The sequence below is a fragment of the Pseudomonas sp. S1_E05 genome, assembly GCF_056337105.1.
Window position 1 is genome coordinate 683,718 of record NZ_JBFRHM010000001.1, and the last position, 15,017, is coordinate 698,734.

Sequence of the window (15,017 nt, forward strand, 5' to 3'; positions counted from 1 at the left end):
GGTTTAACCACAAAGTGAAAGGGGAGGTGTGGACATGGCACGATTCACCGGCGGTTGCCTGTGCGGCAGCGTCAGAATCGAAGCTTCTGGACGACCCTATCGTGTGGGCGTGTGTCACTGCCTCGATTGCCGCAAGCACCACGGCGCGCTGTTTCACGCGTCCGCCATATTCCCGGAGCAGGCGGTCACCATACGGGGCGAAACCGCTGATTACGCCGGACGGTTTTTCTGCCCGCGTTGCGGATCTTCGGTATTTGGTCGCAGCAACGATGAAGTCGAAGTGAATCTCGGATCCCTGGACGTTCCCGACCAATTGACGCCCACCTACGAACTCTGGACCTGCCGCCGCGAGTCATGGCTGCCGGCGTTTCCTCTCGCTCGCCGCTACGAGCACGATCGCGAGGGGACGGGGCGCGAGGAATAGCCGATCAGCCGCGTTGCAGTTCGGTACTCGCCAGGGTGCGATCCACCAGGCGGATGCTGTCGCGGCCGCCGCGCTTGGACTCGTACAGCGCGGCGTCGCCTTGCTCGATCAGCCCGGCCAAACTGGCCGGCGGTTGGTTGAACAGGTTGGCGCCTATGCTCAGCGTGACCGGTACAGGGGTGACGAAGGCCTCACAGGCTGCCTGCTGAAAACGAGAACGCAGTTGGCTGCCCAACCCCATGATGCGCTCGCTGGAGGCATCCCTGAGCAGGATGACGAACTCGTCACCCCCCAGGCGTGCCGCCAGTGCGCCTTCAGGCAGCACCGAACGGATCATCTCGCTCAGCGAGATCAGCAATCGGTCGCCGGCGGTATGGCCATAGAGGTCGTTGACCAGTTTGAAGTTGTCGATATCGATCAGCAGCAACGCACCCGGGCGCCTGTTGGAAACGTCAGCCAACAGCCGTGGCGCCCGTACTTCCAGGGCACGACGGTTGTACAGGGCGGTCAGCGGATCGCGCGCGGCCAGTCGCGCAATACGTTTTTCCCGGCGATAGCGCTCGGTTCCGGTCATCGACAGGGCGATCAGCATGATCGCCATCGCGCCTTCGACCAGCGAAATCTGGATGATTTCGCCACGAAAGGCCGCCAGATCGATCAGGGTGCCGGGAATAATCACCGAGATTGCCTTGGCCGTGTAGAAGAGCCCATGGGTCAGCAGTACAAAACGCAACTGCACCGCGCCGACGCTCAACGACCGGCCATGGGGTCGTAGCAGGAAACTGGCCCGAAGTGTCGGCAGGGCCACCAACAGTGAGTTGGCCACCAGCATGATCTTCGACCACGCCGGCTCGTCGGGCAGCAGCAACATGGCCAGCCAGGCGACGAAAACCAGGTACCAGCCACGGGACAGGCGCACTTCGGTAAACCGTGCGACGCCCAGCAGGAACAAAAAGTGGGCGGTCACCAGCAGGCCATTGGCGAACCAGATGCCGATCAGGAACAACCCGCTGACGCGCAGCAGGGCGAGGGTCGAGCCCACGGAAATGGTTGCAAACCCTGCGCTCCAGAACAGCAGAGAAGGTTCACGCACGCTGCGCCATTCGATTGCCAGGTACAAGGCTGCCGCCGCTGCGAGGGCAATCGAGATGGTCAACATCGTTACAGGATCGAGCGCCATAACCTGACTGGTTTACCTGAGTGGGTTGAAAAGCGCGGCGATTGTAAGCGTTTGCCGCTATTTTTCGCAGCGTTGGTCGTCGTGTTGTCGAATGAACCGCATCCCGTTCGACCAAGCATAGCTAGACTCAAGTGTCAGCCCAACACAATTGGAGACTACCGCTATGCTCAGCAAAAACACGATTTGCCTCTGGTACGAAAGGGATGCGCTGGAGGCGGCGACGTTCTACGCCAAAACCTTTGCAGACAGCTCGGTGGAGGCCGTCCATCACGCGCCTGGCGACTATCCGGCGGGCAAGCAGGGTGATGTGCTGACCGTTGAATTCACGGTGATGGGCCTGCCGTGTCTCGGTTTGAACGGTGGTTCCGGAACGCCGCACAACGGCGCATTTTCGTTCCAGGTGGCCACCGACGACCAGACTGAGACGGACCGTTTGTGGAATGCCATTATCGACAATGGCGGTGAAGCCATCGCCTGCGGCTGGTGTCGGGACAAGTGGGGCCTGTCGTGGCAGATCACACCGCGGGTGCTGTCGGCCGCGATCATCGATCCGGACCCCGCTGTGGCCAAGCGTGCGTTTGAAGCCATGATGAAGATGATCAAGATCGACATCGCGGGGATCGAAGCGGCCGTCAAGGGGTGATTTGCGTATTGGACTGGAAGGCTGCCGATAGGGGGGGCATTCACAAATATCGAGTTGGCTATCCTTTGGCGGGTTGCAAAGCGAACAAAACCATTGAAAAAAACGCTGGGAACCTTTAAACGAGAAGCTCACCGGCAATTTTGCTTGCGTCCGGTAAGGGGCTATTGCCAGTTTTGGCTCAGGGAGGGCAGATGAGTTTTCGTCCATTGACCGACTTCCCTCTGCAACCCGATGACAGAGGCGTGGCCGCCTCCGCATTGGAAGGGAATTTGGATACTGTCGGCAGGGCCAGCACCGGTGACGAGGAAACGATCGAGCGTTTGCTGGAATCTGCTCGCCAGTGGGGCCATACCAAAGCGTGGGTCGTTTACCGTGCCGGTGAACAACTGCACCTGATCGGTCAGGGCGATCCCCAGGTTCAGTGGCCATCCAGCGTCGCCAATGAAGACTTCGACAGCTTTTGCCGGGACTGGCGTCTGCAGCGCTGGCCGACCGGTAGAGGTGAAAGCGAACTGGGTTGGCTACTCGCACCCCTGGACGATGGCGCAGGACCGGCGCTCACCGATTTTGCCCAGCGCCTGGGCATCCGGTTGCAGACCGATACGCTGGCCCGTGCGCAGAATACCCAACGGGTGCTTTACGAAATCACTTACCTGGCCAGTTCGACCCGCGACCGCTCGGTGTTCCTGGTAGGCGTGCATCAACTGCTGGCCGGGCTGATCGATGCCGAGAACTTCTATCTCGCGCTGTATGACTCGCACACTCACAAGATCGACTACCCCTATTACGTCGACATCATCGACGTCGATGCCCTGGAGTCCGAGAACTACGAATACCTCGACCCTTCGCATCTGTCCTTGACCGGCCAGGTGTTGACCTCCGGCCAGCCGCTGCTGATCGACGCCGCGGGCATTCTCGCGGCCCAGGCAGAAGGGCGTTTCTACTGCGTGGGTGATCGTCCCGAATACTGGATGGGGGCGCCGTTGAAGAATGCCTCTGACGAGGTATTCGGCATGCTTGCCATGCAGGTCTACGACGTTTCCCGGACCTACAGCGCCGAGGATCGCGCCTTGTTCCTGGTCGTGGCCCGCCATGTGGCGATGGCGCTGGACCGGCTGCTGCACCGCGAGGATCTGGAGCAGACGGTCATGCGTCGTACCCTGGAGCTTTCAGCGGTCAACGATGCCTTGCGCCAGGAAGTGTCGGACCGCGAACGCGCCGAGCATTTGCAGAGTGCGTTGTTCCAGATTGCCGAGCTGTCGAGCCAGCCCGGTGACATGACCGAATTTTTCCAGACCCTGCACGGCATCGTCGGCGATCTGCTGTTCGCCGAGAACTTCTACATCGCACTGTTCGATGACGCGACTTCGGAGGTGACCTTTCCGTACTACGTCGATGAGCGCCAGAAGACCTGCCCGTTGCCAAGACGCGGGAACCGGGGCTTGACCGAGTACGTGATTCGCCAGCGTCGCCCGTGCCTGATCGACTTCGACGATGCCGATCGATTGGCATCGCGCGGTGAAATCGAAATCGATGAATCGGTTCGGTCCTGTTCGTGGCTGGGCATTCCGTTGTTTGATGGTGATGGGGTGCGTGGCGTGCTGGCGGTGCAGAGCTATACCTCGGCTGTGCGCTATACCCAACGTGATCAGGAATTACTGACGTTCGTGTCGCGACACATCGACACCGCGTTGTCGCGGCGCACCGCTGCCGAAGCGATCCATGCCGCCAATCTCAAGCTCGAGGCGCGGGTACTGAACCGCACCCGCGAACTCGACCACGCCAATGCAAAGCTGCTTCACGAAAACTCCCACGATGCGCTCACGGGGCTGCCTAATCGCACTTACCTGCAACAACGCCTGAACCTCGCCTGGATGCGGTTCGACCGCGAGGGCGGACATCTGGCGGTGATGTTCATCGACCTCGACCGTTTCAAGATGGTCAACGACAGCCTCGGCCACCATTTTGGCGATCTGCTGCTGATGCAGGCCGCCCACCGCTTGCGCGGCTGCCTGCGCGAGGCCGACATGCTGGCCCGCCTGGGCGGTGACGAATTTGCAGTGCTTGCACCCGAAGCGCCGATGGAGGTCGTCACCGAGATCGCCGAACGTATCCTGCTGGCGTTCGACCGGCCGTTCTTCATCAATGGCCATGAAGTGTTTTCCTCCTGCAGCATCGGCATTGTCAGCGCCGACAGTCAGTTTCATCTCGAGCCGGCTGACCTGTTGCGCGATGCCGACGCGGCGATGTACCGGGTCAAGAGTGCCGGGCGTGACAGTTACGCGGTGTTCAACCAGGAGGTGCGCCGTGAGGTCTCCGATCAGATGGAGCGAGAAGGGGCCTTGCGCAATGCGCTCAAGCGCACCGACGAGCTGCTGCCGTACTTCCAGCCCATTGTCAGCGTCGAAACTGGCGAACTGTTGGCTCTCGAGGCGTTGATCCGCTGGCGCCAACCGAATGGTCGTGTGATCGCACCGGGTGAGTTTCTGCCGGAGGTCGAGGGCCTGCGCCTGATCGGCCGCCTGGACCTGTACATGCTCACCAGCGTCGCCGTGATCCTCTCCCAGCCCGAGCACGCCCATTGGCCGCCAGTGCATGTCAATTGCTCCAGCTACAGCATGACCCGCCCGGATTTCGCCAGGGATGTACTGGCCCTGTTGGGCCAACACGGGGTCGAGCCGTCGCGTATCTGCCTGGAGTTGACCGAAGGCGCACTGGTGGCCGAGCCGGCCATAGCCCGGTTGACCATGCAGCAGTTGGCCGATAATGGGATGTCGGTGGTGCTCGATGACTTCGGCGCCGGGTTCTCATCCCTGAGCTATGTGCATCAATACCGTTTCAGTGGTTTGAAAATCGACAAGTCGTTCATCCTCGAACTGACCACCAGCGCACGCAGTCGCGCCATCGTCCGTGCGATCGTGCGCATGGCTGAGTCGCTGGACCTGAGCGTGGTGGCCGAAGGGGTCGAGGATGAAGAAACGCTGGTGCTGTTACGCGAGATGGGCGCAGGGCAGGCCCAGGGGTATTACTTCTCCAGGCCGATGGGGCTCCAGGCGCTGATGGCAACTGCGTTGCTGGGCGGCACTCAGCCTCTGTAGGGGCGGGCTGCCAGATGCCCCGTGTCATCGTTGACGACCATCGCGAGTGAACTCGCTCCTACAGGGGGCTGCGGTGAGTTGGGAGGATCCACTGTGGGAGCGAGCCTGCTCGCGATGGTTTCAAGTTACCTCCACAGCTAAAGACCTACCCTCAATCCAGATCCGCTGCGTCATGACGCTCCGGCACCTGGCTCGCTTCATCGCCCCAGGTCCGGTTGACCCGCTGTCCACGAATCACCGCCGGCCGCTGGGCGATCTCTTCAGCCCAACGCTGCACGTGCGTGTATTCGTGGGCGGAAAGAAACTCGGCCGCCGAGTACACATTGTTGCGCACCAGTTGGCCGTACCAGGGCCAGACGGCGATGTCCGCGATGGTGTAGCGGTCGCCGACCAGGTAGCGGTTTTGCGCCAGGCGCTGGTCGAGCACATCCAGTTGGCGCTTGGCTTCCATGGTGAAGCGGTTGATCGGGTACTCGAACTTCTCCGGTGCGTAGGCATAGAAATGCCCGAAACCGCCACCCAGGTAGGGTGCCGAGCCCATCTGCCAGAACAGCCAGTTCAGGGTCTCGGTCCGCCCCGCGTGGTCGCTTGGCAGGAACGCGCCGAATTTTTCCGCGAGGTACAACAGGATCGAGCCGGACTCGAACACCCGGACAGCGGGCTCCACGCTGCGGTCCAGCAGCGCCGGGATTTTCGAGTTTGGATTGATTTCGACGAAGCCGCTGGAGAATTGATCGCCCTCGCCAATACGGATCAGCCACGCATCGTATTGCGCGCCGCCATGCCCCAGGGCCAGCAACTCTTCGAGCAGGATGGTGACCTTCACACCATTGGGCGTGGCCAGTGAGTAGAGCTGCAATGGATGCTTGCCGACGGGCAAGTCCTTGTCATGGGTGGGACCGGCAGTCGGCCGATTGATGCTGGCAAAATGGCCGCCAGACGGCGCTTCGTGTTTCCAGACCTGGGGCGGAACGTAGGGTGCTTTGCTCATGAACAGACCTCATCGTTAGCGAGCCACAATGGACAACGTTGAGGGGCATCATGCCACACTGTATTGGGATGGAACGCAGCCGATTACCGGGTCTGCGTTCCGTTCGGCAGGATCGAGGCGTCAGGCATTGCGCGATTCGAGGCCCTTCAATATCTGCGCCGAAGGATCACCGTAGCGTGATTGGCTGGACTTCTCGTCGTCAGACTGCGTCACGGCGCCTGAAAGAATTTCCGCGAGGTTGGGGAAGTGGCCGGTTTTTTTCTTGTCGGGGTCAAGCTCCGAACCCTGGCTCTGGTTCAGTGCGGCTTCCAGGGACAAGCGTTGCGACAGCCATTCGGGCTTGGCCTTTTCTTCCGGGCTCATGTTGTTCATGAAATCCAGTGCTGCTTTTGCCCGGCCATAGGGATCGTTGGCAAACGGATCTTTCCAGTTTTTCTCCTGGTCCGCCGGGCCGCTGTAGTAGCCGGTGGCAAGTCGGCCTTGCTGGCGCATCAAGGCTTGCGCCGACGCCTGTTCCTGGGCCGTGAAGAGCCCACCTTCATTGCTGGCCACTGCATTCAGCGAACGCCGGTCGAGGTCGCCCATCAAGCTGTTGCGGTCTTCATCGCTGCCGGTGTAAGGCTTGTCGCTGGCTTTCATCAGCGCATATTTTTCATCCATGCGCTTGCGTGCATCAGTCGCCACTTCGGCGAAGGTCTTGTCCTTGGAACTGGAGACCGCGCCGGGATTGGCAACGCCCAGGACCAGTGCGTCGGCACTCATGCCTTCGCGGGCAGGAAAGTAGGGTTTGTTGTCAGCAATCGATTTGCTGTAGTCGCTGGACTTGTCCGAAAGCGAGATCGAATCAGTGTTTTGCGCCTTGTCCGCCTGCGTCCTGCTCTGCGGAACACGTCCTTGCGATGCCGTCGCGGACGCGGCGCCGGCGGAAGCGGTGTAGGTAGCCATCGCTTGCGATGACGTTGAACCGATGATCATTGTTCATCCTTGGCGAGAAACTCGCAGCGTAAACAGGGGACATGTGCACAGCCTCTCACTTAATCATCCTTTGCGAGAGATTGCCATCATCCTTAGGTGTGCTCGATTTCGAGCGAGAACTATCCACAAAATGAGTGGGTATTCCTGTGGATAATATTCTGAAAACCAGAGCGCACGCGGGCTGTCACGTATTGTTCATTAATTGAGCATGAGCAGCGCGAATCATCAGTGTGACCTGCCATTGTCCTTTTGCAGGGCATTCACGTAAGATATGAAACATATACATTTCATATAGTGAAACCCATGGGCATTGTCAAAATCTCTGAAGACCTGCATGAGCACCTGCGCGTGGCGAGCAACGCGCTGAGTCGCTCGATCAACGCTCAGGCCGAACATTGGATGCGCATCGGCATGCTCGCCGAGCTGCACCCCAATCTCGACCACACCGAGATCTGCCGAATGCTGGTACGCGCGGAGCTCGAGGGCGGGCTTGAGCTGAAACGCCTCTGCGGTCTTGCCGACAGTGCCCCCGTGCTTGAGTCCGCAGGCAGCGCACGCAAATGAGGGCGAACGTGCGCATCAACACCCCGGCGGACATTGCCAGGTCCCGCACCGCGGCCATGCTCGCCGCCGAAGTGCTGGCGATGATTGCACCCCATGTGCAGGCCGGCGTCACCACCGAGGAGCTCGACCGCCTTTGTAACGAGTACATCGTCAATGTGCAAAAGGCGATTCCTGGCAACGTCGGTTATCTCGGCTATCCGAAAACGGTGCTGACCTCGATTAACGAAGTGGTCTGCCATGGCCTGCCGTCGGCAACCGTGCTGAAGGACGGCGACATCGTCAACATCGACATCGCGGTGAAAAAAGAGGGCTGGTATGGCGACACCAGTCGCATGTATTTCGTGGGTGAGCCCGCCCCCGAGGCGCGGCACCTGGTCAAGACCACCTATGACGCCCTGTGCGCCGGCATTCGCAGGGTCCGTCCCGGCGCCACCCTTGGCGACATCGGCCACGCCATTCAGGCGCATGCCGAAAACGAGGGCTTTAGCGTCGTGCGCGAGTACTGCGGGCACGGCATCAACAAGGTCTACCACGACGAGCCGCAGGTGCTGCATTACGGCTATCCGGGGCAGGGTCTGACGTTGAAAAGCGGGATGATTTTCACCATCGAACCGATGCTCAACGCCGGCAAGCGCCATGTGCGCACACTGGCGGACGGCTGGACCGTGGTGACCCGGGACAATTCGCTGTCAGCCCAGTGGGAACATATGGTGGCGGTTACGGACCATGGTTTTGAGGTGTTGTCCGCGTGGCCTGACAGCGTCGAGGGCTTTGCCGCTATCTGATCCAGCGGGTCGGGCGCAATTGCGCCGGGCTGACGCCCAGCCGCTGCTTGAACACTGTCGTCATATGCGCCTGGGAATTGAAGCCGCAGGTGAGGGCGATGTCGGCGAGGCTTGCGCTTGAATCGATCAGTCGCGCCCGGGCGGTGGCCAGGCGCCGGTCGATCAGGTAGCTGTGGGGACTTTTTCCCGTGGCCTGCTTGAACGCGCGGATGAAGAAGCCTTCTGACAACTCCAGCAATCGCGCCATCGCCTGCACACTCAGCGGACCACCCAGGCCTGCGTCGATGAACTCATCGAGCAGACGCAGCCGGCTAGCGGTGATGGAGCTTCGCAGCGGTGCAGCCAGCGCATCCTGCCCCTGCGCCCGCTCCATCAGGGCCAGTGCCCAGGCTTCCCAATCGTCATCCACCGAAGACCGCAACAACGCGATGCGCATGCGCAGCGCCAGCGCGATGGCCTGTGAATCAATGCGATTGTTGAAGGCGTGGTCACCGATCACCTCCAGGCCCTGGGCGTGCATCACCCGCAGGTACTCGCCGCCGCCGGGGGATTCGGAAAGCACGTCACACCCGGCCGGCACGAACGCCAGGCTGTTGGGTGTGGCAACAAAGGGCTGCACGCGGTCGCTGCCGATGGCATGCACGCCTCGCTGGCTGTCGAAGGCAAAGCCAATCGCCGAATGACTGGCGACATAGCGCGCCGAATAGGCCGAGCCGGGCAGCAGTTCTATCGCCCAGGGGCCGGCTTCGACACGGCGGACCGGTTCGACGGCGAGGGTTGGCGGTGGAGGTTTGGGCTGGCTCATTACCGCATAGTAGTGAAGAGACGGCATCAGGTCAGTTTTTTGAAAGCCGACGCAGGGTGCTCCTGCCTAGACTGAGCGAAATTCTCAGGAGGTTGCACATGCACACGCTGACACGCGACGACATCGAACAGGCGGCTCGCTGCGTCTACCAGGTCATGCCCGCGACCGCCCAGTACGCCTGGCCGTTGCTGGCCGAACGGCTGGGCTGCACGGTGTGGGTCAAGCACGAAAACCATACGCCGACCGGCGCCTTCAAGGTGCGCGGCGGCATCACCTTCATGCGCTGGCTCAAACAGGCGCATCCGAACGTGAAGGGCATTGTCTCTGCGACGCGGGGTAACCATGGCCAGAGCGTTGCGCTGGCCGCAGCGGCAGCCGGGCTGCGCGCATTGATCGTGGTGCCTCTGGGCAACTCGGTGGAAAAGAACAACGCCATGCGCGGCTTCGGTGGCGAAGTGGTCGAGTTCGGTCGTGATTTCGATGAAGCCCGGGAAGAGGCCGCACGCCTGGCACAGACGCAAGGCTTGTACCTGGTGCCCCCGTTCCACTTTGAACTGGTCAAGGGCGTGGCCACCTATGCGCTGGAGCTGTTCACCGCGGCGCCGGATCTTCACACCGTCTACGTACCCATTGGCTGCGGCTCGGGGATCTGCGCGGTCATTGCCGCCCGCGATGCGCTGGGCCTGGACACTCAAGTGGTGGGCGTGGTGTCCACCGAAGCCGCCGCAGCGAAGTTATCGTTCGAATCCGGCAGCCTGTGCGAAACCGCCTCGGCCAATACCTTCGCCGACGGCCTGGCCGTGCGCAAACCCATCCCCGAAGCCTTCGAACGTTACCTGGCCGGAGCGGCGCGCATCGTTTCAGTCGACGATGCGGAGATCGCCGAGGCCATGCGCGTTTATTACACCGACACCCACAACCTCGCCGAAGGCGCCGGCGCAGCGGCATTGGCGGCGCTCATGCAGGAGCGCGGAGCGATGGCCGGGAAGAAAGTGGGGGTGATTTTGTCGGGGGGCAATGTGGATCGAACGGTGTATGCGAAGGTGATTGGTTAATCCCCTGGACTTGCCCGTCCCGCCATTATCAGTAAAGCTCCCCGCCGTGGAAGGCAACTGTCCGACCGTTTTTCAGGGAAGAGATGAATGGCGTTAAGGGTATTGGTGATTGGCGGGTACGGGAATTTTGGCAGTATCGTCTGCCAGCATCTGGTGGTGATGCCGGGCATCGACCTGGTGATCTCGGGCCGTGATCCCCGCAAATTGCAGCGCAAGGTCGATGAGCTCAACGCCCTGTCGGGCGGTACCTGCGAGAGCTGGTGCGGTGATGCGATGGGTACGGCATTCACCGCTGTGCTGCGTTCGCTGAACATTCAACTGGTGGTCCACACCGGTGGCCCTTTCCAGGGCCAATCCTATGCCGTCGCCGAGCACTGTATCGACGCAGGCGTGAATTACTGCGACCTGTCCGATTGCCGAACCTTCGTCAACGGCATCGCTGTGCTCGATGACCGGGCGAAACGGGCGGGCGTGGCCATTCTCAGTGGCTGCAGCTCGGTGCCGACGTTGTCGTCGGCGATCATCGACGAACAACGCCATCGCTTCAAACGCATCGACAGCATTGAGCACGGCATTTCTTCCTCCGCCAAGATGCCGGGGCTGTCGACCGTCGAAGGTGTATTCGCCTACGCGGGCAAACCGATCCGCCAGCTCAAGAACGGCCAAGTGCACGAAGTGATCGGCTGGCAAGACCTGACGTTGCGCAAGATGCCCCACCTGGGACATCGGCTGCTGGCCAATGTCGACGTGCCCGACATGGATATATTTGCGGGTCGTTATGGCGCCCACACCCTGAGCTTCAAGGCCGGCTCCGGCCTCAAGCTTGGCGGTGTCGCCAACTGTCTGCTGGCCCAGGCCCTGAAGATGGGGATCGTGCGCGATCATGCTGCGTGGGCCGCCAGGCTGCATCGTTGGGGGTTGTGGTTCGAGCGGCTGGGGGATGGCAAAAGTGCGATGTACATCGACGTTCACGGCATCGGTGCACAAGACCAACCGCTGTTCATGACCGCGCAGCTTACGGCCCGTAATGACAAGGGGCCACAGATCCCCAGTTGTGCGGCGGTCGCACTGGCGGCGAAAATCGCCCAAGGCTTCACGCCTGCAACCGGAGCCCGGCCGTGCGTGGGTGAAATCAGCGTCGACGAGTACATGGCCGCCATCAATGACCCGCAGAACCTGAGCCTGTCCGTGCATTTTTCTGACGAGCCGCACTGATCATGCTCTACCTCTGCCTTAAATACCTGCACATCATCGCCGCCATTTTCCTGTTCGGTTTCGGCATGGGCTCCTACCTGTACCTGATAGCCGCCAGCCGCACGGCTAACCCGCAGGTGATTGCGCACGTGGCCAGGATGGTGGTGCGATTCGACACCTGGATTACCACACCCGCCGGCTTCATCCAGATCATCACCGGCTACGCGTTGATAAAAATCGCCGGTCTGCCCCTGAGCACCGATTGGGTGCTGACCGCGCTGGTCATCTTCCTCTGCGTGGGTTCGCTGTGGCTGCCGGTGCTGGTGCTGCAAAAGCGCTTGGGCCGGATGGCGTCGAGCGCTGTGGCAATGGGCGAAGCGCTGGATGACGGCTACCGAAGCGCGTACCGCCAATGGTTCTGGATGGGCATCGCGGGGTTTGGAGGGATGTTCATGATTGTGCTGATCATGGTGACGAAGATGACGCCGGGGCAGTTGATCGCGATGGTGGTGTAGGGGGCAAGGGCCTCAGGTAAAGGTGATCGCCCACGTAATGAACCCGGCAATCCCCGTGGTGCAGGTCAGGGCGACCAGGAACAGGATGTCGATCAGTTTTTCCATGAAGTGATTGCGCTGGAACTGGCGGGTGCGCAGCGACCAATAGGACATGAGCGTGGTGATCAGATACAGGATGGCGTTGATCGCCAGCAGGTCATCGCCAATGGAATCGGCACTTTTCAGGGTGCCGACCACCTGGAAAATCCCGATCACGGTGATACACACGCCCACCATGGCCGCCGAGGCGGTGAAGACATGAACGCAGATGTCTTCGTTGAGCGTGACGGGCGATTTCTTTTCGCTCATGTTGGTGTCCTGACTCTGTAGAAACGGGCTTGCCCGCGAGGGTCGTTAACGATGACGCTGGGCTGTCTGGAGGCCCGCGGTGTCTGGGCCTCCATCGCGAGCAAGCTCGTTCCTGCAGATTTGCGTTTGACCTCCATTCACCGTGGAAGGCGTACAAAGGGCCCCATCGGGTTATTTCAAAATATTCATCCCCACCACCGCTATCCTCTAGAATTCGATCCTCGCCGTCTGAGCTGGACTTGCACTTCATGCAAACCGCAATCACCCAACAACCCCTCTGGAAAACCTATCTGTTGTTTCTGGGCCCTATGGTCCTGTCCAATTTTCTCCAGTCAATGACAGGCTCGGTCAACAGCATTTACATTGGCCAGATGCTCGGTACCCAGGCGCTGGCGGCGGTGTCGGGGATGTTTCCCATCGTATTCTTTTTCATCGCCCTGGTCATCGGCCTCGGCGCCGGGGCAGGGGTGTTGATCGGTCAGGCGTGGGGGGCTCGCGAAACCCATCTGGTGAAAACCATCGCGGCGACCACCTTGCTGCTCGGCGCGATCATCGGGTTGTTCGCCGCAGTGCTGGGCACCGTGTTCGCCCGACGCGCATTGCAGGGTTTGGGCACGCCGGCGGATGTGCTCGACGACGCGGTCGCGTATGCCCATGTGATGTTGTGGATCATGCCGTCGCTGCTGGTCTACGTGCTGTTCACCCAATTGCTGCGTGGGGTCAGCGACACGCTGTCGCCGCTCATGGCGTTGCTGGTGTCTACGCTGATCGGCCTGGCGCTGACCCCGGCTCTGATTCGCGGCTGGTTCGGCTTGCCGATACTGGGGATTCAAAGCGCGGCGTATGCCGGGTTGGTCGGTAACCTCGCGGCGATGGGATGGTTGGCGTGGCGGTTGATCCGACGCGACCATCCCTTGGCGCCGGATCGTGAGATGTTCGCCGCGATGCGCCTGGACCGGGAAATCCTCGGCAAGGTGCTGCGCATCGGTTTGCCCACGGGACTTCAGATGGTGGTGTTGTCGCTGTCGGAGTTGGTGATCCTGGCACTGGTCAACCAGCACGGCTCCCAGGCGACGGCGGCCTATGGCGCGGTAACGCAGATCGTCAATTACGTGCAGTTTCCAGCACTGTCGATTGCCATCACTGCCTCGATCCTCGGTGCGCAGGCGATTGGCGCGGGACGGGTGGAGCGCATCGGGCCGATACTGCGCACAGGGTTGTGGATCAACGTCTGCCTGACCGGTGGCCTGGTGCTGCTGGGTTACCTGTTGTCGCACTGGCTGCTCGGTCTGTTCCTCACCGAAGACGCCACCCGCACCATGGCAGAACACTTGCTGCACATCATGCTCTGGAGCCTGTTGGTGTTTGGCTTCCAGGCCATCATCGGCGGCATCATGCGCGCCAGCGGCACGGTGCTGGTACCCATGGGGATCTCGATTATCTGCGTGCTGGGCGTGCAGTTACCGGCTGCCTACGTGCTGGACGGACACTTCGGATTGCCGGGCGTGTGGATGGCGTTCCCGGTGGCTTACCTGGGGATGCTGCTGTTGCAGACGGCGTATTACAAACGGGTGTGGAAGCATCAGAAGATCGAGCGATTGGTGTAGACACCACGAAAACCGCCGAAACGACAATGGGCTGCCCTGGAAGGGGTGGCCCATTTTTTTGCCCGACAGAAAACCAGGCCATACCGTTGGTCGTCTGATCGGCTTACCAGCTATTGACACTGCCGACGGTTACGACGAGTATTAATACATCGCATGCGATCTAGTCGAACACGATAACAACTCAAACCCATTGCATTACAGAGGATTCACCCCATGAGCAAGATCGAAAAAGTGCTGGCCACCGGCAAAACCCACACCACCGCCAGCGCCGCCGGCAACACCTCACGCGGCCACAACGGCACTCTCGACATTACCTTGTCGACGCCGGGCAGCGCCAAACCTGCTCATGTGTTCGCCGCCACCCAGCCACACCCGACTGCCGAGCAACTGTTCGCGGGTGCGTGGTCGGCGTGCTACACCGCAGCGGTCGGACTGGTGGCCAATGACTTGAACGTTGTGTTGCCTGGAGATCTGTCGGTGGACATCGAAGTCGACCTGGGGCAGGGTGGCTCGGAGTACTTCCTTCAAGCGCGATTGACCTTGCGCGTACCGGGCCTGTCGCACGAGGTTGCGACTCGGCTGGCGCATACGGCGGACCAGATCTGCCCGTATTCCAAAGCCACCCGTGGCAACATCGACGTGGAATTGAACGTGCTGACGGTCTGATTTTTCGAGTGTAAAAATCGCATGCGACAAAAGCGTATGTGAATAAAGTCGAAAGCATCCGCCGGTTCGATCCTTCAGATTGAGCCGGCGTATGTCGTTATCACACTTCCGACACTGTCGCGTACGACGTATAGTCGGCCGAACGCGAATATCCTGTTATCGAGGAA

At 60.7% G+C, this 15,017-nt stretch carries 15 protein-coding genes; 10 read left to right on the top strand and 5 right to left on the bottom strand.

Annotated features, from left to right (window positions below; genetic code table 11):
- Positions 1-34: 34 nt before the first annotated feature.
- Positions 35-424 carry a GFA family protein gene (locus AB4N33_RS03025; protein ID WP_460122993.1) on the top strand — a complete coding sequence of 130 codons (390 nt, stop codon included), beginning with the start codon at positions 35-37 and terminating at the stop codon, positions 422-424.
- A gap of 4 nt (positions 425-428) precedes the next feature.
- Here AB4N33_RS03025 and AB4N33_RS03030 read toward each other — a convergent pair whose 3' ends face one another.
- Positions 429-1,604, bottom strand: a complete 1,176-nt coding sequence (locus tag AB4N33_RS03030) for a GGDEF domain-containing protein (RefSeq protein WP_476456374.1) — start codon at positions 1,602-1,604, stop codon at positions 429-431.
- Between the two features lie 163 nt (positions 1,605-1,767).
- Here AB4N33_RS03030 and AB4N33_RS03035 point away from each other — a divergent pair, with 163 nt between their 5' ends.
- Positions 1,768-2,247 carry a VOC family protein gene (locus AB4N33_RS03035; protein ID WP_460122997.1) on the top strand — a complete coding sequence of 160 codons (480 nt, stop codon included), beginning with the start codon at positions 1,768-1,770 and terminating at the stop codon, positions 2,245-2,247.
- A 191-nt stretch (positions 2,248-2,438) separates the two neighbouring features.
- Complete coding sequence (locus AB4N33_RS03040; protein WP_476456375.1) at positions 2,439-5,345, top strand: sensor domain-containing phosphodiesterase; 2,907 nt, start codon at positions 2,439-2,441, stop codon at positions 5,343-5,345.
- 151 nt (positions 5,346-5,496) lie between these two features.
- On the opposite strand, the gene yghU is transcribed toward AB4N33_RS03040, so the two are convergent.
- Entirely contained in the window at positions 5,497-6,336 is an 840-nt protein-coding gene (gene yghU / locus AB4N33_RS03045) for a glutathione-dependent disulfide-bond oxidoreductase (RefSeq protein WP_476456376.1), read from the bottom strand.
- A gap of 120 nt (positions 6,337-6,456) precedes the next feature.
- Positions 6,457-7,311, bottom strand: a complete 855-nt coding sequence (locus AB4N33_RS03050) for a hypothetical protein (RefSeq protein WP_460123004.1) — start codon at positions 7,309-7,311, stop codon at positions 6,457-6,459.
- Positions 7,312-7,614: 303 nt separating this feature from the next.
- Between AB4N33_RS03050 and AB4N33_RS03055 the strand changes: the two genes are divergently transcribed.
- Both AB4N33_RS03055 and map read left to right on the top strand, forming a co-directional pair.
- The gene (locus tag AB4N33_RS03055) at positions 7,615-7,875 is read left to right on the top strand and encodes a ParD-like family protein (RefSeq protein ID WP_476456377.1); all 261 of its coding nucleotides are present in this window, start codon (positions 7,615-7,617) and stop codon (positions 7,873-7,875) included.
- Positions 7,872-8,660 carry a type I methionyl aminopeptidase gene (map, locus tag AB4N33_RS03060; protein ID WP_460123010.1) on the top strand — a complete coding sequence of 263 codons (789 nt, stop codon included), beginning with the start codon at positions 7,872-7,874 and terminating at the stop codon, positions 8,658-8,660. The genes AB4N33_RS03055 and map overlap by 4 nt, the downstream gene beginning before the upstream one ends.
- Here the strand turns inward: map and AB4N33_RS03065 are convergent.
- Positions 8,653-9,465, bottom strand: coding sequence for a helix-turn-helix transcriptional regulator (locus AB4N33_RS03065; RefSeq protein ID WP_460142122.1), 813 nt, complete (start codon positions 9,463-9,465; stop codon positions 8,653-8,655). The two genes, map and AB4N33_RS03065, sit on opposite strands and share 8 nt — an antisense overlap.
- A 98-nt stretch (positions 9,466-9,563) precedes the next feature.
- Here AB4N33_RS03065 and AB4N33_RS03070 point away from each other — a divergent pair, with 98 nt between their 5' ends.
- The 3 genes from AB4N33_RS03070 to AB4N33_RS03080 all read left to right on the top strand — a co-directional run bounded on the left by AB4N33_RS03070 (position 9,564) and on the right by AB4N33_RS03080 (position 12,229).
- On the top strand, positions 9,564-10,520 hold the full coding sequence (locus AB4N33_RS03070) for a threonine dehydratase (RefSeq protein WP_460141365.1): 957 nt from the start codon (positions 9,564-9,566) through the stop codon (positions 10,518-10,520).
- An 87-nt stretch (positions 10,521-10,607) separates the two neighbouring features.
- Positions 10,608-11,735 carry a saccharopine dehydrogenase NADP-binding domain-containing protein gene (locus AB4N33_RS03075; protein WP_476456378.1) on the top strand — a complete coding sequence of 376 codons (1,128 nt, stop codon included), beginning with the start codon at positions 10,608-10,610 and terminating at the stop codon, positions 11,733-11,735.
- 2 nt (positions 11,736-11,737) lie between these two features.
- A complete protein-coding gene (locus tag AB4N33_RS03080) occupies positions 11,738-12,229 on the top strand; it encodes a DUF2269 family protein (RefSeq protein WP_476456379.1) in 492 nt (163 codons plus the stop codon).
- A 12-nt stretch (positions 12,230-12,241) separates the two neighbouring features.
- Here the strand turns inward: AB4N33_RS03080 and AB4N33_RS03085 are convergent, their stop codons facing one another.
- Entirely contained in the window at positions 12,242-12,577 is a 336-nt protein-coding gene (locus AB4N33_RS03085) for a hypothetical protein (RefSeq protein ID WP_460123025.1), read from the bottom strand.
- Positions 12,578-12,825: 248 nt separating this feature from the next.
- On the opposite strand from AB4N33_RS03085, the gene AB4N33_RS03090 reads away from it, so the two are divergent.
- Both AB4N33_RS03090 and AB4N33_RS03095 read left to right on the top strand, forming a co-directional pair.
- Entirely contained in the window at positions 12,826-14,184 is a 1,359-nt protein-coding gene (locus AB4N33_RS03090; RefSeq protein ID WP_476456380.1) for an MATE family efflux transporter, read from the top strand.
- A 213-nt stretch (positions 14,185-14,397) separates the two neighbouring features.
- Complete coding sequence (locus AB4N33_RS03095) at positions 14,398-14,850, top strand: Ohr family peroxiredoxin (RefSeq protein WP_460141369.1); 453 nt, start codon at positions 14,398-14,400, stop codon at positions 14,848-14,850.
- The last annotated feature ends 167 nt before the right edge of the window (positions 14,851-15,017 follow it).

Excerpts from the sequence above, each read along its gene's own strand:
- AB4N33_RS03090 (WP_476456380.1), top strand. The coding sequence starts at position 12,826 with ATGCAAACCGCAATCACCCAACAACCCCTCTGGAAAACCTATCTGTTG.
- yghU (WP_476456376.1), bottom strand. The coding sequence starts at position 6,336 with ATGAGCAAAGCACCCTACGTTCCGCCCCAGGTCTGGAAACACGAAGCG.
- AB4N33_RS03030 (WP_476456374.1), bottom strand. The coding sequence starts at position 1,604 with ATGGCGCTCGATCCTGTAACGATGTTGACCATCTCGATTGCCCTCGCA.
- AB4N33_RS03025 (WP_460122993.1), top strand. The coding sequence starts at position 35 with ATGGCACGATTCACCGGCGGTTGCCTGTGCGGCAGCGTCAGAATCGAA.
- AB4N33_RS03075 (WP_476456378.1), top strand. The coding sequence starts at position 10,608 with ATGGCGTTAAGGGTATTGGTGATTGGCGGGTACGGGAATTTTGGCAGT.
- AB4N33_RS03065 (WP_460142122.1), bottom strand. The coding sequence starts at position 9,465 with ATGAGCCAGCCCAAACCTCCACCGCCAACCCTCGCCGTCGAACCGGTC.
- AB4N33_RS03035 (WP_460122997.1), top strand. The coding sequence starts at position 1,768 with ATGCTCAGCAAAAACACGATTTGCCTCTGGTACGAAAGGGATGCGCTG.
- AB4N33_RS03040 (WP_476456375.1), top strand. The coding sequence starts at position 2,439 with ATGAGTTTTCGTCCATTGACCGACTTCCCTCTGCAACCCGATGACAGA.
- AB4N33_RS03080 (WP_476456379.1), top strand. The coding sequence starts at position 11,738 with ATGCTCTACCTCTGCCTTAAATACCTGCACATCATCGCCGCCATTTTC.
- AB4N33_RS03095 (WP_460141369.1), top strand. The coding sequence starts at position 14,398 with ATGAGCAAGATCGAAAAAGTGCTGGCCACCGGCAAAACCCACACCACC.
- AB4N33_RS03050 (WP_460123004.1), bottom strand. The coding sequence starts at position 7,311 with ATGATCATCGGTTCAACGTCATCGCAAGCGATGGCTACCTACACCGCT.
- AB4N33_RS03070 (WP_460141365.1), top strand. The coding sequence starts at position 9,564 with ATGCACACGCTGACACGCGACGACATCGAACAGGCGGCTCGCTGCGTC.
- map (WP_460123010.1), top strand. The coding sequence starts at position 7,872 with ATGAGGGCGAACGTGCGCATCAACACCCCGGCGGACATTGCCAGGTCC.
- AB4N33_RS03085 (WP_460123025.1), bottom strand. The coding sequence starts at position 12,577 with ATGAGCGAAAAGAAATCGCCCGTCACGCTCAACGAAGACATCTGCGTT.
- AB4N33_RS03055 (WP_476456377.1), top strand. The coding sequence starts at position 7,615 with ATGGGCATTGTCAAAATCTCTGAAGACCTGCATGAGCACCTGCGCGTG.